This is a genomic window from Pseudomonas sp. B26(2017), from assembly GCF_002113045.1.
Taxonomy (GTDB): domain Bacteria; phylum Pseudomonadota; class Gammaproteobacteria; order Pseudomonadales; family Pseudomonadaceae; genus Aquipseudomonas.
On sequence record NZ_NEJJ01000011.1, the window covers coordinates 117140 to 141020 of the forward strand.

Annotated in this window: 20 protein-coding genes; 9 read left to right on the forward strand and 11 right to left on the reverse strand. The window is 60.3% G+C overall.

The window, feature by feature from the left end; genetic code table 11:
* Nucleotides 1-148: 148 nt before the first annotated feature.
* Nucleotides 149-1678, forward strand: coding sequence for a DHA2 family efflux MFS transporter permease subunit (locus CAF79_RS17705; protein WP_085699075.1), 1530 nt, complete (start codon nucleotides 149-151; stop codon nucleotides 1676-1678).
* 152 nt (nucleotides 1679-1830) lie between these two features.
* On the opposite strand, the gene lpxH is transcribed toward CAF79_RS17705, so the two are convergent.
* Nucleotides 1831-2586 carry a UDP-2,3-diacylglucosamine diphosphatase gene (gene lpxH, locus CAF79_RS17710; RefSeq protein ID WP_085699077.1) on the reverse strand — a complete coding sequence of 252 codons (756 nt, stop codon included), beginning with the start codon at nucleotides 2584-2586 and terminating at the stop codon, nucleotides 1831-1833.
* The gene (locus CAF79_RS17715) at nucleotides 2583-3089 is read right to left on the reverse strand and encodes a peptidylprolyl isomerase (protein WP_085690022.1); all 507 of its coding nucleotides are present in this window, start codon (nucleotides 3087-3089) and stop codon (nucleotides 2583-2585) included. Before CAF79_RS17715 ends, lpxH begins: the two co-directional genes overlap by 4 nt.
* Nucleotides 3090-3339: 250 nt before the next feature.
* Between CAF79_RS17715 and CAF79_RS17720 the strand changes: the two genes are divergently transcribed.
* Entirely contained in the window at nucleotides 3340-5040 is a 1701-nt protein-coding gene (locus tag CAF79_RS17720) for a glutamine--tRNA ligase/YqeY domain fusion protein (protein ID WP_085699079.1), read from the forward strand.
* 20 nt (nucleotides 5041-5060) lie between these two features.
* Complete coding sequence (cysS, locus tag CAF79_RS17725) at nucleotides 5061-6443, forward strand: cysteine--tRNA ligase (RefSeq protein ID WP_085699081.1); 1383 nt, start codon at nucleotides 5061-5063, stop codon at nucleotides 6441-6443.
* A 102-nt stretch (nucleotides 6444-6545) separates the two neighbouring features.
* Here the strand turns inward: cysS and CAF79_RS17730 are convergent, their stop codons facing one another.
* Nucleotides 6546-8411, reverse strand: coding sequence for a sigma-54-dependent Fis family transcriptional regulator (locus CAF79_RS17730; protein WP_085699083.1), 1866 nt, complete (start codon nucleotides 8409-8411; stop codon nucleotides 6546-6548).
* Nucleotides 8412-8774: 363 nt separating this feature from the next.
* Here CAF79_RS17730 and CAF79_RS17735 point away from each other — a divergent pair, with 363 nt between their 5' ends.
* Genes CAF79_RS17735 through CAF79_RS17760 form a run of 6 tightly spaced genes read left to right on the forward strand, consistent with a single transcriptional unit; the run spans nucleotide 8775 to nucleotide 14727 of the window.
* Entirely contained in the window at nucleotides 8775-9869 is a 1095-nt protein-coding gene (locus CAF79_RS17735; RefSeq protein ID WP_085690014.1) for an ABC transporter ATP-binding protein, read from the forward strand.
* A complete protein-coding gene (locus CAF79_RS17740; RefSeq protein WP_085699085.1) occupies nucleotides 9869-10981 on the forward strand; it encodes an ABC transporter ATP-binding protein in 1113 nt (370 codons plus the stop codon). The genes CAF79_RS17735 and CAF79_RS17740 overlap by 1 nt, the downstream gene beginning before the upstream one ends.
* A complete protein-coding gene (locus CAF79_RS17745) occupies nucleotides 10978-11844 on the forward strand; it encodes a carbohydrate ABC transporter permease (RefSeq protein WP_007951487.1) in 867 nt (288 codons plus the stop codon). The genes CAF79_RS17740 and CAF79_RS17745 overlap by 4 nt, the downstream gene beginning before the upstream one ends.
* 9 nt (nucleotides 11845-11853) lie before the next feature.
* Nucleotides 11854-12654, forward strand: coding sequence for a carbohydrate ABC transporter permease (locus CAF79_RS17750; RefSeq protein WP_007951486.1), 801 nt, complete (start codon nucleotides 11854-11856; stop codon nucleotides 12652-12654).
* 10 nt (nucleotides 12655-12664) lie between these two features.
* A complete protein-coding gene (locus CAF79_RS17755; RefSeq protein ID WP_085699087.1) occupies nucleotides 12665-12937 on the forward strand; it encodes a DUF2160 domain-containing protein in 273 nt (90 codons plus the stop codon).
* A gap of 47 nt (nucleotides 12938-12984) precedes the next feature.
* The gene (locus CAF79_RS17760; RefSeq protein WP_085699089.1) at nucleotides 12985-14727 is read left to right on the forward strand and encodes an ABC transporter substrate-binding protein; all 1743 of its coding nucleotides are present in this window, start codon (nucleotides 12985-12987) and stop codon (nucleotides 14725-14727) included.
* Nucleotides 14728-14770: 43 nt separating this feature from the next.
* Here CAF79_RS17760 and CAF79_RS17765 read toward each other — a convergent pair whose 3' ends face one another.
* The 8 genes from CAF79_RS17765 to nuoK all read right to left on the reverse strand — a co-directional run bounded on the left by CAF79_RS17765 (nucleotide 14771) and on the right by nuoK (nucleotide 23879).
* A complete protein-coding gene (locus CAF79_RS17765; protein WP_085699091.1) occupies nucleotides 14771-15649 on the reverse strand; it encodes an alpha/beta fold hydrolase in 879 nt (292 codons plus the stop codon).
* Nucleotides 15646-16596, reverse strand: a complete 951-nt coding sequence (locus tag CAF79_RS17770) for a trans-aconitate 2-methyltransferase (RefSeq protein WP_085699093.1) — start codon at nucleotides 16594-16596, stop codon at nucleotides 15646-15648. The genes CAF79_RS17765 and CAF79_RS17770 overlap by 4 nt, the downstream gene beginning before the upstream one ends.
* The gene (locus CAF79_RS17775) at nucleotides 16593-17816 is read right to left on the reverse strand and encodes a YcaO-like family protein (protein WP_085699095.1); all 1224 of its coding nucleotides are present in this window, start codon (nucleotides 17814-17816) and stop codon (nucleotides 16593-16595) included. Before CAF79_RS17775 ends, CAF79_RS17770 begins: the two co-directional genes overlap by 4 nt.
* Nucleotides 17817-17866: 50 nt before the next feature.
* Nucleotides 17867-17995 carry a hypothetical protein gene (locus CAF79_RS29490; RefSeq protein WP_256574697.1) on the reverse strand — a complete coding sequence of 43 codons (129 nt, stop codon included), beginning with the start codon at nucleotides 17993-17995 and terminating at the stop codon, nucleotides 17867-17869.
* A 667-nt stretch (nucleotides 17996-18662) separates the two neighbouring features.
* Nucleotides 18663-20126: an NADH-quinone oxidoreductase subunit NuoN gene (gene nuoN, locus CAF79_RS17780; protein ID WP_011334964.1), complete on the reverse strand. Its 1464-nt coding sequence runs from the start codon at nucleotides 20124-20126 to the stop codon at nucleotides 18663-18665.
* Between the two features lie 7 nt (nucleotides 20127-20133).
* A complete protein-coding gene (gene nuoM, locus CAF79_RS17785) occupies nucleotides 20134-21666 on the reverse strand; it encodes an NADH-quinone oxidoreductase subunit M (protein ID WP_085699097.1) in 1533 nt (510 codons plus the stop codon).
* Nucleotides 21667-21705: 39 nt separating this feature from the next.
* A complete protein-coding gene (nuoL, locus tag CAF79_RS17790; RefSeq protein WP_085699099.1) occupies nucleotides 21706-23559 on the reverse strand; it encodes an NADH-quinone oxidoreductase subunit L in 1854 nt (617 codons plus the stop codon).
* Nucleotides 23556-23879, reverse strand: coding sequence for an NADH-quinone oxidoreductase subunit NuoK (gene nuoK / locus CAF79_RS17795; protein ID WP_085699101.1), 324 nt, complete (start codon nucleotides 23877-23879; stop codon nucleotides 23556-23558). The genes nuoL and nuoK overlap by 4 nt, the downstream gene beginning before the upstream one ends.
* Between the last annotated feature and the right edge of the window lie 2 nt (nucleotides 23880-23881).

Here is a 23881-nt window from a genome sequence, read left to right on the forward strand (position 1 = left end):
AGCTTGCTCCGGGCGGCGTTCCGATGAAAGCGGTGTGTCATTCAGCATTGATTTATCGGACAGACCGCGATCGCGAGCAAGCTCGCTCCCACAAAGGTGACTGCGTCTGTAACAAGCGCGGCACCCGCCGAGTTCCAAAGGATTCGCGATGAGCAATAACGCCTCTTTTTCGCCGCCCAGCCTGTTGCTCAGCACCATCGGCCTGTCGCTGGCGACCTTTATGCAGGTGCTCGATACCACCATCGCCAACGTGGCGCTGCCGACCATTTCCGGCAACCTCGGCGTGAGTTCGGAGCAGGGCACCTGGGTCATCACCTCGTTCGCCGTGAGCAACGCCATCGCGCTGCCGCTCACTGGCTGGCTGAGCCGTCGCTTCGGCGAGGTGAAGCTGTTTCTGTGGGCGACCATCCTGTTTGTGCTGGCTTCGTTCCTCTGCGGTATTTCCACCTCGATGCCGGAACTGATCGGTTTTCGCGTGTTGCAAGGCCTGGTGGCCGGGCCGTTGTACCCGATGACCCAGACACTGTTGATTGCGGTCTATCCGCCAGCAAGGCGGGGCATGGCCCTGGCGTTGCTGGCGATGGTCACGGTGGTGGCGCCCATCGCCGGGCCGATCCTCGGCGGCTGGATTACCGACAGTTACAGCTGGCCTTGGATCTTCTTCATCAACGTGCCGATCGGGATCTTCGCGGTGATGGTGGTGCGCCAGCAGCTGGCCAAGCGCCCGGTGGTCACCAGTCGTCAGCCAATGGATTACGTCGGGCTGATCACGCTGATCATCGGCGTGGGCGCCTTGCAGGTGATCCTCGACAAGGGCAATGACCTGGACTGGTTCGAATCGAACTTCATCATCATCGGCGCGGCGATTTCGGTGATTGCGCTGGCGGTCTTCGTGATCTGGGAAATGACCGACCAGCATCCGGTGGTCAACCTGCGGCTGTTTGCCTATCGCAACTTCCGCATCGGCACGCTGGTGCTGGTGTTGGGGTATGCCGGATTCTTCGGCATCAACCTGATCCTGCCGCAGTGGTTGCAGACCCAGATGGGTTACACCGCGACCTGGGCCGGGCTGGCGGTGGCCCCGATCGGCATTCTGCCGGTGCTGCTGTCACCGTTTGTCGGCAAGTACGCGCACAAGTTCGACCTGCGCCTGCTGGCCGGTCTGGCGTTCCTGGCGATCGGCCTGAGCTGCTTCATGCGTGCCGAATTCACCAACGAGGTGGATTTCCAGCACATCGCCCTGGTGCAGCTGTTCATGGGGATTGGGGTGGCGCTGTTCTTCATGCCGACCTTGAGCATTCTGATGTCGGATCTACCGCCAAGTCAGATTGCCGATGGCGCCGGTCTGGCGACGTTCCTGCGGACATTGGGCGGCAGCTTTGCGGCGTCGTTGACGACATGGATCTGGATTCGCCGGGCGGATCAGCATCATGCCTATATGAGCGAGAGCATCAGCACCTTCGAACCAGCGACTCGCGAGACCTTGCATTCGCTGGGTGGCGCGAGCCAATCGGCGTATGCGCAGATGGATCAGATTCTCACCAGTCAGGCGTACATGCTTTCCACCGTGGATTACTTCATGTTGTTGGGATGGGGGTTTATGGGGTTGATTCTGATTGTGTGGCTGGCTAAACCGCCGTTTGCTGCCAAGGCAGGGCCGGCCGCCAGCGGTCACTAAGTCAGGCAGATCGTTCCCACGTCGAGGCGTCGAACCGTCTGCGTGGGAATGCAGCCCGGGACGCTCCGCGTCTCATGCCGAAGCGGACGCGGAGCGTCCATTGAGGCATTCCCACGCAGAGCGTGGGAACGATCAACTAAGTCCGGGAACGATCAGGCGGTGGCAGGGGCGGGTAGTGCAGGCGGTGGCGCAAAGTCAAATGGCGCCAACGCAAATCCGTTCTCATCCACCTGCAATGCCCAACCCTGACGATCCCAATCCCCCAGCACAATCCGCTTCGCCGCCTGATCGCCGATCTGCAACTTGTGGATCGCCGGGCGATGGGTGTGCCCGTGAACCAGGGTTTTCACTCCGTATTCCTGCATGATCCGCGGAATTTCCTGCGGCGTGACATCGACGATGTCATTGGCCTTCATCCGTGTCTGCGCGCGGCTTTCGCTGCGCAATTTGCGGGCGAGCTTGTGGCGGGTGCGCAAGGGCAGGTTGCGCAGGATGAACAGGCTGAGCGGGTTGCGCAGATAACGGCGCAGCTTCATATAGGCTTCGTCGCGGGTGCACAGGCTGTCGCCGTGCATCAGCAATACCGGTTCGCCGTAAAACTGCACGACACTCGGATCCTTCAACAGCGTGCAGCCGGCCTGTTTGCAAAAGGCCTTGCCGAGCATGAAGTCGCGATTGCCGTGCATCAGAAATATGGCCGTGCCGCTGTCGCTGAGTTCGCGCAGGGCCTGGCAGATGGAACGCTGGAAAGGGGTCATGGCGTCGTCGCCAATCCACGCTTCGAAGAAGTCGCCCAGAATGTACAACGCACTCGCCGAGCGGGCGCGTCCGGCGAGCAAATCCAGAAACGCCCGGGTAATGTCCGGGCGCTCCTCTTCCAGATGCAAGTCTGAAATCAGCAATATCACGCTTCGATGATCTCGGCTTTCTCGATGATCACGTCGTCTGCCGGTACGTCCTGGTGGCCTGCCTTGGACGTGGTGGAAACGCCTTCGATCTTGTCGACAACGTCGGTGCCCGCCACCACTTTACCGAACACGGCATAACCCCAGCCCTGAGCGGTCTTGGCGGTGTGGTTCAGGAAGCTGTTGTCGGAGGCGTTGATGAAGAACTGCGCCGAAGCCGAATGCGGGTCCATGGTACGGGCCATGGCGATGGTGTACTTGTCGTTCTTCAGACCGTTGTCGGCTTCGTTCTGGATGCTCGGGCTCTTGTCTTTCTTTTCTTTCATGCCTGGCTCGAAACCGCCGCCCTGGATCATGAAACCTTTGATGACGCGGTGGAACACGACGTTCTCGTAGTGACCCTTTTTAACGTACTCGATGAAGTTGGCGGTGGTGACCGGCGCCTTTTCAGCGTCCAGTTGCAGGACGATGTCACCGAAGTTGGTGGTCAATTTAACTTGAGTCATGATCGCTACTCTTTATAAGGAATTCGTGGGTATTGGGACATTTCGGCCCCGTACCGGTTCAGCCCCTGAGGGCCAAGGTGCGCAGTTTAGCGTGACAGGCGCGAATTTCGAGGCTGTTTTTCAAAACCCGGCGATTAAATGCATTCCTTTTAAGCCCCGCTCTGTCAGGGGCTTGACAGCATCGGCTATGATAGCGGCTTTGTTTTGTCAGGCCCGTGTCCCGGCCGCGCACTGTACGTTCAAGGATCCTATGAGCAAGCCCACTGTCGACCCTACCTCGAATTCCAAGACCGGCCCCGTTACGCCGGTCAATTTCCTGCGCCCGATCATCCAGGCGGACCTGGACTCGGGTAAGCACACGCAGATCGTCACCCGTTTCCCGCCTGAGCCCAACGGTTACCTGCACATCGGTCACGCCAAGTCGATCTGTGTGAACTTCGGCCTGGCCCAGGAGTTCGGCGGCGTCACTCACCTGCGTTTCGACGACACCAACCCGGCCAAGGAAGACCAGGAATACATCGACGCGATCGAAAGCGACGTCAAATGGCTGGGCTTCGAATGGTCCGGCGAAGTGCGCTATGCCTCGCAATACTTCGACCAGCTGCACGACTGGGCCGTCGAGCTGATCAAGGCCGGCAAGGCCTACGTCGACGACCTGACACCTGAGCAGGCCAGGGAATACCGCGGCAGCCTGACCGAACCTGGCAAGAACAGCCCGTTCCGCGACCGTTCGGTGGAAGAGAACCTGGACTGGTTCGCCCGCATGCGTGCCGGCGAGTTCCCGGACGGTGCCCGCGTGCTGCGCGCCAAGATCGACATGGCCTCGCCGAACATGAACCTGCGCGACCCGATCATGTACCGCATCCGCCACGCCCATCACCACCAGACCGGTGACAAGTGGTGCATCTACCCGAACTACGACTTCACCCACGGTCAGTCGGACGCCATCGAAGGCATCACTCACTCGATCTGCACCCTGGAGTTCGAAAGCCATCGTCCGCTGTACGAGTGGTTCCTCGACGCACTGCCAGTGCCGGCGCACCCGCGTCAGTATGAGTTCAGCCGTCTGAACCTCAACTACACCATCACCAGCAAGCGCAAGCTCAAGCAACTGGTTGACGAGAAGCACGTCAACGGCTGGGACGATCCGCGCATGTCGACGCTGTCGGGCTTCCGCCGCCGTGGCTACACCCCGGCGTCGATCCGCAACTTCTGCGAGATGATCGGCACCAACCGTTCCGACGGCGTGGTCGACTTCGGCATGCTCGAGTTCAGCATCCGTCAGGACCTGGACGCGAACGCCCCGCGCGCCATGTGCGTGCTGCGTCCGTTGAAAGTCGTGATCACCAACTATCCGCAAGACCAGGTCGAGAACCTCGAACTGCCGCGTCATCCGCAGAAAGAAGAACTCGGCGTGCGCCAGCTGCCGTTCGCCCGTGAAATCTACATCGACCGCGATGACTTCATGGAAGAGCCACCAAAAGGCTACAAGCGCCTGGAGCCGAACGGCGAAGTGCGTCTGCGCGGCAGCTACGTGATCCGTGCCGACGAAGCGATCAAGGACGCCGAAGGCAACATCGTCGAACTGCGTTGCTCGTACGATCCGGACACCCTGGGCAAGAACCCTGAAGGCCGCAAGGTCAAGGGCGTGATCCACTGGGTGCCGGCCGCTGCCAGCATCGAGTGCGAAGTGCGTCTCTACGATCGCCTGTTCCGTTCTCCGAACCCGGAGAAGGCCGAAGACAGCGCGAGTTTCCTGGACAACATCAACCCTGACTCACTGCAAGTGCTGACCGGTTGTCGTGCTGAGCCTTCGCTGGGCAATGCGCAGCCGGAAGACCGTTTCCAGTTCGAGCGTGAAGGCTACTTCGTCGCGGATATCAAGGACTCGAAACCCGGTCAGCCGGTATTCAACCGTACCGTGACCCTGCGTGATTCGTGGGGCCAGTGATCAAGTCTTAAGGAAACACCGTGCTTACGATCTACAACACGCTCACCAAGAGCAAAGAAGTCTTCAAGCCGCTGGATGGCAACAAGGTGCGCATGTACGTCTGCGGGATGACCGTGTACGACTACTGCCACCTGGGCCACGGCCGCAGCATGGTCGCGTTCGATCTGGTGACCCGTTGGTTGCGGTTCAGCGGTTATGACCTGACCTACGTGCGCAACATCACCGACATCGACGACAAGATCATCAACCGGGCCAACGAGAACGGCGAGTCGTTCGAAGCGTTGACCGAACGCATGATCGCGGCGATGCACGAAGACGAAGCGCGCCTGAACATCCAGAAGCCGGACATGGAACCGCGCGCCACGGATCACATCCCTGGCATGCACGCGATGATCCAGACCCTGATCGACAAGGGCTTCGCCTACGCCCCGGGCAATGGCGACGTGTACTACCGCGTCGGCAAGTTCATGGGCTACGGCAAGCTTTCGCGCAAGAAGATCGAAGACCTGCGCATCGGTGCGCGGATTGAAGTCGACGAAGCCAAGGAAGATCCGCTGGACTTCGTGCTGTGGAAAGGCGTCAAGCCGGGCGAGCCGAGCTGGGAGTCGCCGTGGGGCGCCGGGCGTCCGGGCTGGCACATCGAGTGCTCGGTGATGTCCACCTGCTGCCTCGGTGAGACTTTCGACATTCATGGCGGCGGCAGCGACCTCGAATTTCCGCACCACGAAAACGAAATCGCCCAGAGCGAAGCGGCCACCGGCAAGACCTACGCCAACGCGTGGATGCATTGCGGCATGATCCGTATCAATGGCGAGAAGATGTCCAAGTCGTTGAACAACTTCTTCACCATTCGCGACGTACTCGACAAGTACCACCCGGAAGTCGTGCGTTATCTGCTGGTGTCGAGCCACTACCGCAGCGCGATCAACTACTCGGAAGACAACCTCAAGGACGCCAAGGGCGCACTGGAGCGTTTCTACCACGCGTTGAAAGGCCTGCCGAACGTGGCGCCGGCTGGCGGCGAAGCGTTCGTCGAGCGTTTCACCACGGTGATGAACGACGACTTCGGCACGCCGGAAGCCTGCGCGGTGCTGTTCGAGATGGTCCGTGAGATCAACCGTCTGCGCGAGAGCGATCTCGATGCCGCGGCCGGTCTGGCGGCGCGTCTGAAAGAACTGGCCAGCGTGCTCGGTGTGTTGCAGCTCGAGGCCGATGACTTCCTGCAGGCCGGCGCCGAAGGGCGTGTCGATGCAGCTGAAGTCGAGGCGCTGATCGCTGCGCGTCTGGCGGCACGTGCCGGCAAGGACTGGGCTGAATCCGACCGCATCCGTGACCAGCTCACCGCCATGGGCGTGGTGCTGGAAGACGGCAAGGGCGGCACGACCTGGCGTCTGGCTGACTGATTGCTGCGCCTGTTACAAACAAAACCCGCCTTGTGCGGGTTTTTGTTTTTCTGACGGCGTGATCGTTCCTACGCAGAGCATGGGAACGATCACGTGGGGCGCTCAGTTTTCAAGCTGCCGCAATCGCTTGTACAGCGTGTTGCGGCTCACCCCCAACCGTCGCGCCAGATGGGAAATATTGCCCCCGGCCAACTGCAACTCCCGGTTCAACGCCTCGGCATCGTTCAGATCAATGCCCAACGGCTCGGCCACCTCTACCGGCTCCATCTCCAGATCGACGAAAAAATCGTCCGGCAGATGCTCGGGTCGAATCGGTTGTTCCTCGGCCATCGCCAGCGCCACCTGCATCACGCTGCTGACCTGACGCAGATTGCCCGGCCACGGGTGCCGTTCGAACAGTTCCAGCACTTCACGACTCAATCCCGCCCACTGCGTCGGCTCGCGATGCTGTTCCCACAGCCGTTTGAACAGCGCCTGCTTGTCGCTGCGCTCGCGTAGCGGTGGCAACTCCAGAGTCAAACCGCCAATGCGGTAGTACAAGTCTTCGCGAAAGCGCCCCAGTTGCACCTGTTCCCTGAGCGAACGGTTGGTGGCGGAGATGATCCGCAGATCCACAGGAAACAGCTCGCTGCTGCCCACCGGTTGCACGCAGCGCTCCTGCAACACCCGCAACAGCCTTGCCTGGGTTGGCAGGGGCATGTCGCCAATTTCATCGAGAAACAGCGTGCCTTTGTCGGCCTTGCGGATCAGCCCGATGCTGCCTTTCTGGTTGGCGCCGGTGAACGCGCCTTTCTCGTAGCCGAACAGCTCTGACTCCACCAGTTCGGCGGGGATCGCCGCGCAGTTGACGGCGATGAACGCCTGTTTGCAGCGTGAGCTGGCCTGATGCAGGGCTTTGACGAAAACTTCCTTGCCAACCCCGGTTTCGCCGTGAATCAGCAGCGGGATGTCCTTTTCCAGCAGGCGTTCGGCCTGTCGCACGGCTTTTTCCACGCGGCTGTCGCCGAAATGCAAAGTGCTCAGGCTGATCGCCGTCGGTACGGCGACTTTCGGTTCGGCGGTTCTGGTTTCGGCGGTTCTGGTTTCATTGAAGACCCGCGCCTGAATCGGCACCTGTTTAGGCCGTTTCAACAAACACTGGAAACGATTGCGCCCCGAGGTCTGCAAGGCAAACGGCAATCCGTCCGGCTGATTGATCAACTCCAGCAACGACACCTTGAACAGGCTTTCAACGCTGACCCGGGATAACCGCACACCCAACAGATTGTCGGCCCGACGGTTGGCCGACAGCACCTGACCGCTCTCATCAAAGATCAGCAGCCCGGCCCACTGGCTGTCGAGGTTGTTCAACCCGGTGTTGAATGTCAGTTGAAAGTGCTGGCCGTGGAACAGGTTGAGGATCAGTCGGTTCTCCACCGTCTGGCTCATCATCTTGACCATGCCGAGGGTGTGCGAGGGCGGCAGGTAGCTGTCGCTGGATACGTCGAGCACGGCGATGACCTTGCGCTCGGCATCGAAAATCGGTGCAGCGGAACCGGTCATGAAACGGTTGGCCTTGAGAAAGTGTTCATCGTGTTCGATGTGCACCGCCTGCTCACAGGCCAGCGCCGTGCCGATGGCGTTGGTGCCGCTGGCGCGCTCGACCCAACTGGCGCCGGCCTGAAAACCCCGCGCCAGATTCGGCTCGATGAAGCGCTGGGTGCCCCAGGACGTCAAAACCTGGCCCTGATTGTCGGCCAGCATGATCAGGCAGTTGGAGTTGCTCAGGATGTTCTCGTAATACGGCAGCACTTCCTGGTGAGTGGTCTGCACCAGCGAATGATGGCGGTCGAGCAACTGCGCGATGCCGGCGGCGGGCAGCTGATCGAAGGCCGGGGCGCTTTGATGATTGAGACCGAAGGCACGGCAACGGGACCAGGAGTCCTGGACGATCGCATCGTGGGTAAGCGGCGGTGCAGGTGCGGCCATGGCAGTCAGCCTCTGAATACAGCATTTTTATTATTGTTATTGAGATCTCTGTGGGAGCGAGCTTGCTCGCGATAGCGATGTGTCAGTTACATCAACGGTGAATGACATACCGCCATCGCGAGCAAGTTCGCTCTCACGGGATCCGTGCCAAAAAGCATCCATAGAGTGTTGTTCACGATTGTTCATTGTCAATCGCCCGACTGTTCAATTGTTCATTCGTAACTGTTCATTTGTGTTCAGCTACGAACCACGGTTTGCGTGGCTTGCAGCGAATTCGACGGTAAATCAACAGCTTGCCGTTTCTGGCACGAATGTCGCTCTACAGGACAGGTCGCTTGACTCCAATAATAAAAAGGCCGAGCAATGTCACTCACCCTGGAGCACGTCAGCCGTACCGTCGAGGGCCAGACCTGGATCGACGATGCGAGCCTGAAATTCGAACCTGGATCCTTTAACGTTTTGCTCGGACGTACGCTGTCCGGCAAAACCAGTCTGATGCGCCTGATGGCCGGTCTGGACAAGCCCGACAGCGGCCGCATCCTGATGAATGGCGTCGACGTTACTCAGCGCCCGGTGCGTTTGCGCAACGTGTCGATGGTCTATCAGCAGTTCATCAATTACCCGACCATGACGGTGTTCGAGAACATCGCGTCGCCGCTGCGCCAGGCCGGGATCTCCAACGAGCAGATCCAGAGCAAGGTGCAGGAAACCGCGAAGATGCTGCGCATCGAGAAGTTTCTGAAGCGCTATCCGCTGGAACTGTCCGGCGGCCAGCAGCAGCGCACCGCCATGGCGCGAGCGCTGGTCAAGGATGCCGAACTGATCCTGTTCGATGAGCCGCTGGTCAACCTCGACTACAAATTGCGCGAAGAGCTGCGCCAGGAGATGCGCGAGCTGTTCAAGGCGCGCCATACCATCGCCATCTACGCCACCACCGAACCCAACGAAGCGCTGGCGCTGGGCGGCACCACTACCATTCTTCACGAAGGTCGGGTGATCCAGAGCGGCCCTTCGACCGAGGTCTATCACCAGCCGAAAACCGTGCTGGCGGCCGAATTGTTCTCCGAGCCACCGATCAACCTGATGCCGGGACGTATCGCCGGCAACGAAGTGAGCTTCGCCAACTTCGTACACTTTCCGTTGAACGTCGATCTGCGGCCGGTGGGCGAGGGCGAGTTTCGTTTTGGCGTGCGCCCGAGCCACATCTCGCTGGTACCGAGCAACGATGACGACCTGGAACTGGCAGTGACCGTCGAGGTGGCGGAGATCAGCGGTTCGGAAACCTTCCTGCACGTGCGCAACGAGCATTTCCTGCTGGTGCTGCATCTGCCGGGTGTTCACGAATACGACGTCGATGCGCCGATCCGCATCTATATCCCGACCCATAAACTGTTTGTGTTCGATGCGCAGGGCCGGCTGGTGCAGGCACCGGGCCGGCGTGTCGCGAGGGTTGCCTGATGGCCGAAATCCGTTTGCAGCACCTCGCCCACAGCTACAGCAAAACCCCGAGCGGGCCCGAGGACTACGCGATCCGCGAGATGGACCACATCTGGGAGCAGGGCGGCGCGTATGCCTTGCTCGGCCCTTCGGGCTGCGGCAAATCGACCTTGCTCAACATCATTTCCGGTTTGCTCAGCCCGTCCCAGGGGCATGTGTTGTTCGACGGCAAAGCGGTCAACGACCTGACCCCGGAGAAGCGCAACATCGCTCAGGTTTTTCAGTTCCCGGTGGTGTACGACACCATGACCGTGTTCGACAACCTGGCCTTTCCCTTGAGAAATCAGGGCCTGGCCGAGGCGAAAGTACACAGCAAGGTGCAGGAAATCGCCGAAGTCCTCGATCTGCAAAACCTGTTGAGCAAAAAGGCGCGCAACCTCACCGCCGACGAAAAACAGAAAGTCTCCATGGGCCGTGGCCTGGTGCGCGACGACGTGTCGGCGATCCTCTTCGACGAGCCGCTGACGGTGATCGACCCGCACCTGAAATGGAAACTGCGGCGCAAGCTCAAGCAGATCCACGAACAGTTCAACATCACCATGGTCTACGTCACCCACGATCAGCTGGAGGCGTCGACCTTCGCCGACAAGATTGCGGTGATGTACGGCGGCCAGATCGTCCAGTTCGGTACGCCACGGGAATTGTTCGAGCGGCCGAGCCACACCTTTGTCGGCTACTTCATCGGCAGCCCGGGGATGAATCTGATTGAGGTACAGCCGCAACCGGGCGGGGTCGGTTTCAACTCGACCCATCTGCCGTTGTCCGACGCCTTGCAGCGCCATATCGAACACGGCCAGTGGAAAAATCTGAAGGTCGGCATCCGCCCCGAGTTCATCCATGTGTGGGACGAGCCGTTTGATGACGCGATGCAGGCACGGGTCGTACACGTCGAAGACCTCGGCACCTACAAGATCATGACCCTGGACCTGGACGGCGCTCCGCTGAAGGTGCGTCTGGCCGAAGACAAACCGGTGCCGCAGGGCACGGCGTACATCAGTTTTCCGGCGCAGTGGCTGATGGTCTATGCCGACGAGTTTCTGCTGGATGCCACCGACAGCGAGGTACAGCCATGAACAAGGTGCAAAACAACAAGGCCTGGTGGCTGGTGTTGCCGGTGTTCCTGCTGGTGGCCTTCAGTGCCGTCATTCCGATGATGACCGTGGTCAACTATTCGGTGCAGGACATCTTCGACCAGTCCAGCCGCTACTTCGTGGGCGCCGACTGGTACAAGCAGGTGCTGCTCGATCCGCGTCTGCACGATTCGTTGTTGCGTCAGTTCATCTACTCGGCGTGCGTGCTGCTGATCGAAATCCCGCTCGGCATCGCCATCGCGCTGACCATGCCGACCAAGGGGCGCTGGTCGTCAGTGGTGCTGATCGTGCTGGCGATTCCGCTGCTGATTCCGTGGAACGTGGTCGGCACCATCTGGCAGATTTTCGGCCGCGCCGACATCGGCCTGCTCGGGTCGAGCCTCAACGCCATGGGCATCAGCTATAACTATGCGGCCAACACCATGGACGCCTGGGTCACCGTGCTGGTGATGGACGTGTGGCACTGGACTTCGCTGGTGGCGCTGTTGTGTTTCTCCGGGCTGCGGGCGATTCCCGATGTGTACTACCAGGCTGCGCGTATCGACCGGGCCTCGGCCTGGGCCGTATTCCGGCACATTCAGTTGCCCAAGTTGAAGAGTGTGCTGCTGATCGCGGTGATGCTGCGCTTCATGGACAGCTTCATGATCTACACCGAGCCGTTCGTGCTCACCGGCGGCGGGCCGGGTAACTCGACGACCTTCCTGAGTCAGACCCTGACCCAGATGGCCGTAGGCCAATTCGACCTGGGGCCGGCGGCGGCATTCTCGCTGGTGTACTTCCTGATCATCCTGCTGGTGTCCTGGCTGTTCTACACCGCCATGACCCACAACGATGCCAACCGCTGAGGCCCGGCCATGAGCAAAAGAAAGCTGATTCCCCTGCTGCTCTACATCCTGTTCCTGCTGGTGCCGATCTACTGGCTGCTGAACATGTCGTTCAAGAGCAACACCGAAATCCTCGGCGGACTGACCCTTTTCCCACAGGATTTCACGCTGGCGAACTACAAGGTGATCTTCACCGACCCGAGCTGGTACACCGGGTATATCAACTCGCTGTACTACGTCAGTCTGAACACGATCATTTCTCTGACCGTGGCACTGCCGGCGGCCTATGCGTTTTCGCGCTATCGCTTTCTCGGCGACAAGCACCTGTTCTTCTGGCTGCTGACCAACCGCATGGCGCCACCGGCGGTGTTCCTGCTGCCGTTCTTCCAGCTGTATTCGTCGATCGGCCTGTTCGACACCCACATTGCCGTGGCGCTGGCGCACTGCCTGTTCAACGTGCCGCTGGCGGTGTGGATCCTCGAAGGCTTCATGTCCGGGGTGCCGAAGGAAATAGACGAAACCGCCTACATCGACGGCTACAGCTTTCCCAAGTTCTTCGTGAAGATCTTCATCCCGCTGATCGGCTCCGGCATCGGTGTGACGGCGTTTTTCTGCTTCATGTTTTCCTGGGTCGAACTGTTGCTGGCGCGCACGCTGACCTCGGTCAACGCCAAACCGATCGCGGCGGTGATGACGCGCACGGTGTCGGCGTCCGGCATTGACTGGGGTGTACTGGCGGCGGCGGGGGTGTTGACTATTCTCCCCGGCATGCTGGTGATCTGGTTCGTTCGCAACCACGTGGCCAAGGGCTTTGCCCTGGGCCGGGTCTGAGGAACTGATGATGGAATGGATGAGCTGGACCGTCCCGACGGCGGCGTTTTTCATCGTGATTGGTTTGATCCTGGTGGGCATGTCCACCTGGGAACTGCGCTCGCCGAGCATCTTGCGGCGAGGGTTTCTGCCGATTGCCACCACCCGTGGCGATCGCTTGTTCATCGGTCTTCTCGGCAGCGCCTACCTGCATTTGCTGGTAATCGGCGTGACCGACTGGAGCATCTGGGTAGCGTCCGCGTTGTCCCTGGTGTGGCTGTTGGCTGTGATGCGTTGGGGCTAGTCGAATCGCTCGGCAATCTTGCTCCGAAAACCTAACAGGAGGTCTCTATGTTCGATAAGAAAAATAAGCTGCGACATAGCATTTCATTGGCAGCCATGCTGGCACTCAGCGGTTTGAGCGCGTCCGCCTGGGCCGACGCCTACGAAGATGCCGCAAAAAAATGGATCGGCAGCGAGTTCAAGCCGTCGACCCTGACAGCCGAGCAGCAGCTCGAAGAACTGAAGTGGTTCATCAAGGCGGCCGAGCCGTTTCGCGGGATGGACATCAAGGTCGTCTCGGAAACCCTGACCACCCACGAATATGAATCCAAGGTACTGGCCAAGGCCTTCAGCGAAATCACCGGCATCAAGCTGACCCACGACCTGTTGCAGGAAGGCGACGTCGTGGAAAAAATGCAGACCGTCATGCAGTCGGACAAGAACATCTACGACGGCTGGGTCAACGACTCGGACCTGATCGGTACGCACTTTCGCTACGGCAAGACCGAGTCGATCACCGACCTGATGGCCAACGAAGGCAAGAACTTCACCTCGCCGACCCTCGACATCAAGGACTTCATCGGCATCTCCTTTACCACCGCGCCGGACGGCAAGATCTACCAATTGCCCGACCAGCAGTTCGCCAACCTGTACTGGTTCCGCGCCGACTGGTTCGAACGCCCCGACCTGAAAGCCAAGTTCAAGGAAAAGTACGGCTATGAACTGGGCGTGCCGGTGAACTGGTCGGCCTATGAAGACATCGCCAGGTTCTTCAGCGAAGACGTCAAGGAAATCGACGGCAAGCGCATTTACGGACACATGGACTACGGCAAGAAAGATCCGTCCCTGGGCTGGCGCTTCACCGATGCCTGGTTCTCCATGGCCGGTGGCGGCGACAAGGGCATTCCCAACGGCTTGCCAGTGGACGAGTGGGGGATTCGTGTCGAGGATTGCCACCCGGTCGGTTCCAGCGTGACCCGCGGCGGCGACACCAACGGCCCGGCCGCGGTGTTCGCCACCACCAAATATGTCGATTGGCTGAAGAAGTACGCGCCACCGGAAGCGGCGGGCATGACGTTCTCCGAGTCCGGCCCGGTGCCGTCCCAGGGCAACATCGCCCAGCAGATCTTCTGGTACACCGCGTTCACCGCCGACATGACCAAACCGGGCCTGCCGGTGGTCAACGCCGACGGCACGCCGAAATGGCGCATGGCGCCGTCGCCACGCGGGCCTTACTGGGAAGAGGGGATGAAACTCGGTTATCAGGACGTGGGTTCCTGGACCTTCATGAAATCCACGCCTGAGAAGCAGAAACTCGCAGCCTGGCTGTACGCGCAGTTCGTGACCTCGAAAACCGTGTCGCTGAAGAAAACCATCGTCGGCCTGACGCCGATCCGCGAGTCGGACATCAACTCGCAAGCGATGACCGATCTGGCGCCGAAACTCGGTGGTCTGGTCGAGTTCTACCGCAGCCCGGCCCGGGTGCAATGGACGCCGACCGGCACCAACGTGCCGGACTATCCACGCCTGGCGCAACTGTGGTGGAGCCACATCGCCGAAGCCGCCAGCGGCGAGAAGACCCCGCAACAGGCCCTCGACGGTCTGGCCAAGGATCAGGACGCGATCATGACTCGCCTGGAACGCTCCAAGGCCCAAGCGGTGTGCGCACCGAAAATGAACCCCGAGCGCGACGCGCAATACTGGTTCGACCAGCCGGGCGCACCAAAACCGAAACTGGCCAACGAGAAACCAAAAGGCGAAACCGTGAGCTACAACGAACTGCTCAAGTCGTGGGAGGCGGCACGCAAGTAAGCGCTTTTGCAGGACGGAACGGCACCTTCGGGTGCCGTTTTTTTTAGCCTTCGATTTCACGTTTCACCGCCCGGCGCACCGCTTTGAGTGTGGCGTTTTCAAAAGCGTTGTGCCCGGTGTGCAGCAGTCGGCAGTGGATGTTCATGCGTTGCCTGAGCCAGCGCACGCTGGCCATGCCATGGGTGTCGCGAATGCCCTGGATCAGCTGGGTGTTGTCATCGAGAGTCAGATCTTCATCCTTTGGCGTGAAGCCGTAGTTCTGCAGGTGGTAATGCAGTTCGAGGCGGATGGCGAGCACCGCTTCCTGATCGACAAAGCGCTCCAGGGTATCGGGGCAGATCGTCTGCCCTGTGCGACGTAGAACAGCGTTCAACCATTCGATGGCGGCGCGGTGTTGCTGCGATGGGCGGCCTTCGCCGAGTATCCGGTAGATGTCCCTGGCGCGTTGGCCGGACGATGATTCTGGCGATTGCCTCAGCCCGTCATTGAGCGCCTGATCGTAAGCCCGGACATTGGCGGCAAACGGCACGAATACCGAAACCAGCGTGGTTTTCAGCAGGTGCTGCGGGTAACGCTGCTGGTACTGAATCGCCAGCCAACTGCCCCATGACACTCCCAACACACTGATTCTTTCGAAGCCGAAATGCTGGCGCAGGGCATCGATGTCTTCGACACACAACCCGGTGGTGTTGTACTGCAGCTCGCCGTAGGGCGTCGAGCGCCCGCAACCTCGTTGGTCAAACAGGATGATGTCGAACCGGCCCAGGTCGAAAAACTGCAGATGGTGACGACTGATACGTCCGCCGGGGCCGCCATGGAGGAAAAACACCGGTTCGTGTCCCGGAACACCATGGCGTTCCCAATAGAGCCGATGTCCGTCACCAGTCGGGTAATAACCTCGGCTGTGCAGGGAAAAGGTCATGACGCGTGAACCGTCAGACGATAAAACTGGAACAGCTCGACTTGCCCCGGCCGGGCCGCGACGCTGGATTCAAGTTTCAGGTGGTGGATGGAGGCAAGCCAGGTGACCGGGATCAGCACCGGGGTGTGACCGAAAACGAGGATCGTGCCGCCGGGCTTGACGCAGCGGATCAGCGACTCGAATGCGGTTTGCGCCTCTCGGCGGGTCAAGACTTCGGCGTTGAGGAAACGCAGGATCAAGACATCGCAGCGAATCCCGGTATCGAAGGCCTCACTCGCCTCCAGCACGTCGAACTCGACGGATGTTCCGCTGTGCCATCGCCTGGCATGTTCGATCATCGAGGCCGAGCGGTCACTGCCCAGGCAAAGACAATCGGGCAGGGCGCGGGCGAGATGGGCGATGAACGCGCCCGTTGAACAAGCCGGGTCGTAAACCAGTGCGCCTTTTTCAGTGATGGCCTGGAGCAGCCCGGCGCAGTATTCGCGCAGGTGGTGCTCGTCAGTGTTCAGCTGTTCGGCCAGTGATTCGTTGCCTTGCCAGAACTCTGCCGGGCAGACCGCTTCCCGGCCCGCCTCATCCAGCAGTGGAAAGGGAACCAGGATCTCGCTGTCAGCCTGATGCAATGCATGTTCGAAGACCTGCGTTTTCTCCGTGGGGGAGGCCGTTCGATAGCCGATCGACAAACCGTCATCCCCCCACAATGAATGCAGATGCGGGCCAAACAACATGCCGGGTTTGAGCACGCTGCTGGCCTGCCAGCGAAAATGCCGGTCACGTTGCAGGAGCTTGCGGCCGACCCAGAGCTCATCGCTCACCCGCAGGAAAAAAACCTGATGCAGTCCGCTGCCTCGCGGTTCGAGGAAGTGGCCAACAGCGCCGTTCTCGTTGAGATGAAGGCGCATGGATCGGGCCAATGTCAGTTCCCGGGTGCGATCGAGTCGGTTCATGGGGCTCGCCTCTCCAGCGTACGGCCCCGGGCTTGCGGGATGACGACGTTGCCGCTGGAAACCACGAAGAAGCGCTCAAGGCCGGGGATCACCACGTTGAGCAGGGTGGTGTCGAGCTCGGTTCGTTGCAGGACGGCTGCACCCAGCGTACGGCCATGAATCCGCAGGTCTTGAGTCAGCAAGTACAGCTGGTTTTCCACTGACAGGTTTTTAGCGCAATCCGGCAGTCTCACCTCGTGTTGAACGCAGCGATGCAGCAGCGTCTGCGTATCGAACTGCGCGCAGCGCAGCAGGCGCGGGAAGGGTCGCAGGTTGCGTAACGCATTGGCCAGCGTCTGGCAGTATTCGGGTTCGGCGGCATTCAGTTGCAATTGCACCAGTTCAGTGAGCGCCCGCCATGCCGCGTGGCGCGGGTCGAGAGAGCTGCCGCTGCCAAACACCTGTGGGTGAACGCCCGGCCTGGTCGTGAAGGCCAGAAAGGTCCGTACCTTGAATTCGGTGCTGATATCCACCAGGACGATCTCGCCGTCGATTTCCTGTTCGGCATCGGCCCACAGATGTCCGAGTGGGTCGCTTTCATTGAGACGCGCTACCCGTCGCAGCGGCGGATGGTTCTGGTAATAAAAATGATCGAGCAGAAACAACGACACGGCATCGCGCTCGATGCATTCGTTGGCGGCGTGCAGCATCGCTTCGTTGTAAGTGGCGCCAATCGCGGTGCCGCTGTTGCTGGCGTAGCGCCGCACGGCGCGGTAGTCCGCCATGCCCGGTGACGAGGGCAAACGTGAACCGTTCGGCGAAGTCAGCGCAACCGGATAGGAAAACCGGTCATGCCACGGCGGACAGACATAAGTCCGGCAGGCGATGCGCACGTTTTGCTGGCAGGTGAGCCTGTGCAGAAGCGAGTCATCGGCAAACATCGGCGCATCTTTGAAATAACCTTCTGTCTCGTGGTGAACATCGGAGGTACAGAGCTCATCGGTCCAGTAGTGTTCGAGCGCTTCATAAAGCGCGCCCAGGTGTGCCTGATCGGCATAGCCTTTGCCGCAGCCACGGGCATGACGGTTGTCTCTGCCCTGCAGACTTGCGTGAACCGCAACGACTTTGCTGCCGAGGGTGCGGGTGTGCGGCGTGAGGCCCAGGCGTGAAAGTTCGGTATGAATACGCCGTTCTGCCTGATCGGCCGTGAGCTTACGCTCGGCCAACGTTGTCTTGTCCATGATTCCCTTCCTGGAAAGCCTGCGAGGGCGCAAGGCCCTCGCAGGTTCTGTCACTCGGCGTTCAGCTCTGCCTGTTCTTCCTCGGTCAGTTGCAGTGCTTCGATCTGCTCTGCCGAGGGCGCTTCCTGCTCTTCAAGTTCGTCGATGTGGTTGGCATTCCAGTTGCCCATATAGCCCATGATGTCGCTCCTAAGTTGTTGGGGGAGTGTGCTGTTGCAAGCACGAGCCGAATCTAAAAGCGCGGTGAGGGCGGGTCAAAAATGTCCAGACGTTTCCAGCAGCGGGTTTCAGCGGTGTCGAAATACGTACTGATAAAACGTGAATTGACGCCGGGCGGACGTGTTTCTGAGAGGGGTAGCCCTGCGTGGGAACGGGCGAACCCGGCGAAAGGAATCAGCTGTCTCAGGTGTTCTATCTGTTGTCGCTGTCAGACGTTTCAGCGCAGGGGGGAGGCAAATTCTTACTGAAGGATTTACGAGGCTGTATGCAGCACTTGTGCGGCGATTTTTCCCATGGAGTTTGAGAAAAAACCGCACAAATCGGCTTGGGGGTCAGTGCCGTTCCCGGTTCATCGCGGGAAACAGCGTTGCGGCCGTCACCGGTGTCACCGTGGACGTCCCGACGACCACTACCAGAGCGGCATCGATATTTTTGTGTTGTTGACCATTAATCGCTCCTGAGTCCGGCAGACGGGAACGTGCTTCGGCGTGGGTTTTATTGTTCGACGGGCAAGGGCCCGCCGGCAGGGTCGCCGAAAGGGGAGGGTGTAGAAAATGGAAATCCCGCAAAAACAGAAACGGCACCCGAAGGTGCCGTTTCCGTTTGTAGCCGACTATCGCTGAGCGATCAGCCCGCCAGGCCCGATTGCTGAACCAGCGTCAGCAATGGTTGCGGGTAGACGCCGAGGAAGAACGCGACAACGGCGATCGCCAGCAGCATCACGCCGCCTGCTTTCTGTTCCCAGTGCAGCTGGGCGTCGTGGCGGCGCAGGTTCGGTTCGATCAGGTACAGGGTCACCATCACGCGCAGGTAGTAGAACACACCGATTGCGCTGCCCAGTACCAGCGAACCTACCAGCCACCATTGGTGCGACTCGACACCGGTAGCGATGATGTAGAACTTGCCGATGAAGCCTGCGGTCAGCGGGATACCGGCCAGGGACAGCATCATCACGGTCAGTACGGCGGTCAGGTACGGACGGCGCCAGAACAGGCCGCGGTACTCGTACAGCGCATCTGCGTCACGGCCGTTGTACGGCGAGGACATCAGGGTGATCACGCCGAACGCGCCGAGGCTGGTGATCACGTAGGTGACCAGGTACACGCCGATGGCTTCCACCGCCAGACCCTTGCTCGCCACCAGTGCGATCAGCAGGTAGCCGAAGTGCGCGATGGAGGAGTAACCGAGCAGACGCTTGAGGTTGCTCTGGGTCAGGGCCAGCAGGTTACCGAACAGGATCGAGGCGATGGCGATGATGGTCAGCACGTTGCTCAGTACGCCACTGCTTGCGGCAGGGGAGATCTGGAACAGGCGAACCATGACCGCGAACACAGCCACTTTCGACGCGGTGGCGAGGAACGCGGCCACCGGCGCCGGAGCACCTTCGTACACGTCCGGCGTCCACAGGTGGAACGGTACCAGCGACAGTTTGAACGCCAGACCGATCAGCATCATGCCCAGGCCCAGTTGCGCCAGCGAGCTTGGCAGGCCGGTTGCGGCCAGTGCCTGACCGATGCCGACGAAGCTCAGCGAACCCGAGTCGGCGTACAGCAGCGCCATACCGAACAGCAGGAACGCGGAACCGGCGGCCGACAGCACCATGTACTTGATGCCGGCTTCCAGCGAACGCTTGTTGAAGAAGGCGTAGGCCACCAGACCGTAGACCGGCACCGACAGCAGTTCCAGACCGATGAACAAGCCGGCCAGGTGCTGCGCGCTGACCAGAACCAGACCACCGGCGGCGGCCATCAGGATCAGCAGGTACAGTTCTTCACGGTTGCCCGGGTAACCCGAACCGCCATCGCCGAGATAGGCGTGGGCGAGGGTGACGCAAGCGAGGGTGGCGACTAGGATCAGCGCCATGTACAGGCAGGCAAAAGTGTCGATCTGCAGCAATGGAGTCACGGCCAGAGGCGCGACTTTCAGGGCCGGCAGGATCGACAGCAAGGCCAGGTTCAGACCCGCCACCGAAATCAGGAAGGTCTGCGAGTGGTTGCGGCGCCAGGCGATTGCCAGCATCACCACGATAATGGTGAGGCTGGTGATCAACAGTGGCGCTAGCGCAATAAAGTGTTGAATCGTGAATTCCATAGCGCTCTTACCGGGCCGAAGCGAGTTGAGTGAAGGCGGTGCCGAGCCACTGCTGCACGCCATGCATCGTGGCGGCAGAGGTGTCGAGGAACGGTTGCGGGTAGACGCCGAGGTAGACCAGCAGCACCGCAAGGCCCAGCACCATGATCAGTTCGCGAGCGTCCATGCCGTGCAGGATCGAATCCGATTTGGACGGACCGAAGTAGGCACGGTGGATCATGATCAGCGAGTAGACCGAACCGAACACCAGACCGGAGGTGGCAATCGCGGTGATCCATGGCGCGCTGGCGAAGGTACCGATCAGGATCAGGAACTCGCCGACGAAGTTACCGGTGCCCGGCAGACCCAGCGAAGCGGCTGCGAAGAACAGGCTGATCGCCGGCAGGTATGCGATACGCGACCACAGACCGCCCATCTCACGCATGTCGCGAGTGTGCAGGCGCTCGTACAGCTGACCGCTGAGGATAAACAGCGCGGCTGCCGACAGACCGTGGGCCAGCATCTGGACCACGGCGCCTTGCAGCGCCAGTTGGCTGCCGGAGTAGATGCCGATCAGCACGAAGCCCATGTGGGAAACGGACGAAAAGGCGATCAGACGCTTGATGTCGGTTTGTGCGAAAGCGAGGAAAGCACCATAGAAGATCCCGATCAGACCGAGGGTCATGGCGATCGGCGCGAACTCGGCCGAGGCGTTCGGGAACAGCGGCAGGGCGAAACGCAGCAGACCGTAGGCCGCGGTTTTCAGCAGGATACCGGCGAGGTCGACGGAACCTGCAGTCGGTGCCTGGGCGTGAGCGTCAGGCAGCCAGGAGTGGAACGGAACCACTGGCAGCTTGACCGCGAAGGCGATGAAGAAGCCGAGCATCAGGATGTACTCGGTGGTCATCGACATCTTGGTCTTCAACAGATCGGCGTAGTTGAAGGTGATCACGCCGGTGCTGTTGTAGTTGACCAGGACCAGACCCAGGATCGCCACCAGCATGATCAGGCCGGAAGCCTGAGTGAAGATGAAGAACTTGGTCGCGGCGTAGATACGGGTTTTCTTGCCGTCCGAAGAACTGTGACCCCAGAGCGCGATGAGGAAGTACATCGGCACCAGCATCATTTCCCAGAAGAAGAAGAACATGAACAGGTCGAGGGCGAGGAACACGCCGACGACGCCGCCCAGGATCCACATCAGGTTCAGGTGGAAGAAGCCAACGTGACGCTGGATCTCTTTCCACGAGCAGAGTACCGACAGGATGCCCAGCAGACCGGTCAGCAGGATCATCAGCAGCGACAGACCGTCGAGGGCCAGGTGCACGTTGATGCCGAAGCGCTGGATCCAGACGTGCTTGAACTCAAGCGCCCAGGTCGGATCGGCGCCAGGCGCCGGAGCAAATGAATAGTCACCGTGGGCCCACAGCCAGAGGCCGAGGGCGAGTTCCAGGGTCATGGTCAACAGCGCAATCCAGCGGGGGAGGGTAGCGCCGAAGCGCTCACCCATCCAGCACAGCAGGCCGCCGATGAAGGGGATCAGGATTAGCCAAGGCAGAATCATGACGGGCTCGTTTCCTTTCGCAAATTCGCAAGGTTCATATCAGACCGCTACCAGCACGACAGCGCCGATGACCAACACGGCACCAGCAGCCATCGAAGCAGCGTACCAACGCAGTTGACCGGTTTCGGTACGGCTCAGGGCAGTGTGACCACCCTTGGCCATGCGCGGGATCAGACCGATGGTCTGGTCGAGCGGGTCTTTGCGCAGCATGTGGCTGATCGCAAGGTACGGCTTGACGAACAGTTTGTCGTAGATCCAGTCGAAGCCCCAGGCAGCGAACCACCAGGCCGAAAGGAGACGGCCGATGCCGCTGTTGGCGATCGCGGTCACGAAGCGACGCTTGCCAAGGAACAGCAGGGCCGCCAGCAGGATACCGGCCAGGGCGATGGCGCCCGAGGCGATTTCCAGGCTGTGCTTGGCTTCGCCACCGGCATGGCCAACGCTCTCGGGCAGTACGCCGTGCAGCGGTGGAACGATCATGGCGCCGACGAAGGTCGACAGCACGATCAGCACCGACAGCGGCAGCCAGTGAGCGATGCCGTGACCGGCGTGGGCTTCGGTCTTGGCTTCACCGTGGAACGCGATGAAGATCAGGCGGAAGGTGTACAGCGACGTCATGAATGCGCCGACCAGACCTGCATAGAGCAGACCGTGGTTGCCGCTGGCGAACGCTTCCCAGAGGATTTCGTCCTTGGAGTAGAAACCTGCGGTCACCAGCGGCAGGGCGGCCAGGGCGGCACCACCGACGATGAAGCTGGCGTAGGCCAGCGGCAGTTTCTTCCACAGGCCGCCCATCTTGAAGATGTTCTGCTCGTGGTGGCAGGCAACGATCACCGCACCGGAGGCAAGGAACAGCAGGGCCTTGAAGAAGGCGTGGGTCATCAGGTGGAAGATCGCGCCTTCCCAGGCGCCAACGCCCAGCGCCAGGAACATGTAGCCGATCTGGCTCATGGTCGAGTAGGCGAGGATACGTTTGATGTCGGTTTGCACCAGCGCGGCGAAACCGGCCAGTACCAGGGTCACACCACCGACGATGCCGACCAGGTGCAGGATATCCGGCGCCAGGGCGAACAGACCGTGGGTACGGGCGATCAGGTAGACACCCGCAGTCACCATGGTTGCAGCGTGGATCAGTGCCGAAACCGGGGTAGGACCGGCCATCGCGTCCGCAAGCCAGGTCTGCAGCGGCAGTTGAGCCGACTTACCGACTGCACCACCCAGCAGCATCAGGGTCGCCAGCACGATCCAGAAATCGCCGACCTTGAAGTGCTCAGGCGCCTTCACCAGCAGTTCCTGGACGTTCAGCGTGCCCAGTTGCTGGAACAGGATGAACAGGCCGATCGCCATGAACACGTCGCCGATGCGGGTGACGATGAAGGCTTTGAGTGCGGCGTTACCGTTGTTGCGGTTGCTGTAGTAGAAACCGATCAACAGGTACGAGCACAGGCCCACGCCTTCCCAACCGAAGTAGATGAACAGCAGGTTATCGCCCAGGATCAGGAACAGCATGCTGGCGATAAACAGGTTGGTGTACGAGAAGAAGCGCGAGTAACCGTCTTCGCCACGCATGTACCAGGAGGCAAACAGGTGGATCAGGAAGCCGACACCGACGACCACACCGAGCATGGTCACGGACAGACCATCCAGGTACAGCGCAAAGTCAGGCTGGAAACCTTCCACCGATATCCAGCGCCACAGCACCTGGGTGTAGACGCCACCTTCCGGTGGAGCGACGTTGAACTGCCAGATCACGTAAGCCGCGACGATGGCAGACAGGCCGATGGAGCCGACACCGATCAGCGCCGACAGGTTTTCCGAGAAGCGGCCGCGCGAGAACGACAGCAACAGGAACCCGATCAGAGGGAATACGAAAGTCAGAAAGAGTAGGTTCATCCGCGCATCTCACTGGCAGCGTCGATATCGAGCGTGTGGAAGCGGCGATACAGTTGCAGCAGGATCGCCAGGCCGATACTGGCTTCGGCGGCTGCAAGGCTGATCACCAGGATGAACATGATCTGTCCATCCGGTTGCGCCCAACGGGCGCCCGCGACGATGAAGGCCAGTGCAGAGGCGTTCATCATCACTTCCAGACTCATCAACACGAACAAAATGTTGCGGCGGACCATCAGGCCGACCAGACCAAGGCAGAACAGGATGCCGGCAACGGCCAGGCCATGCTCCATAGGTATAGAACCGAGAGGGATAACAGGCATGT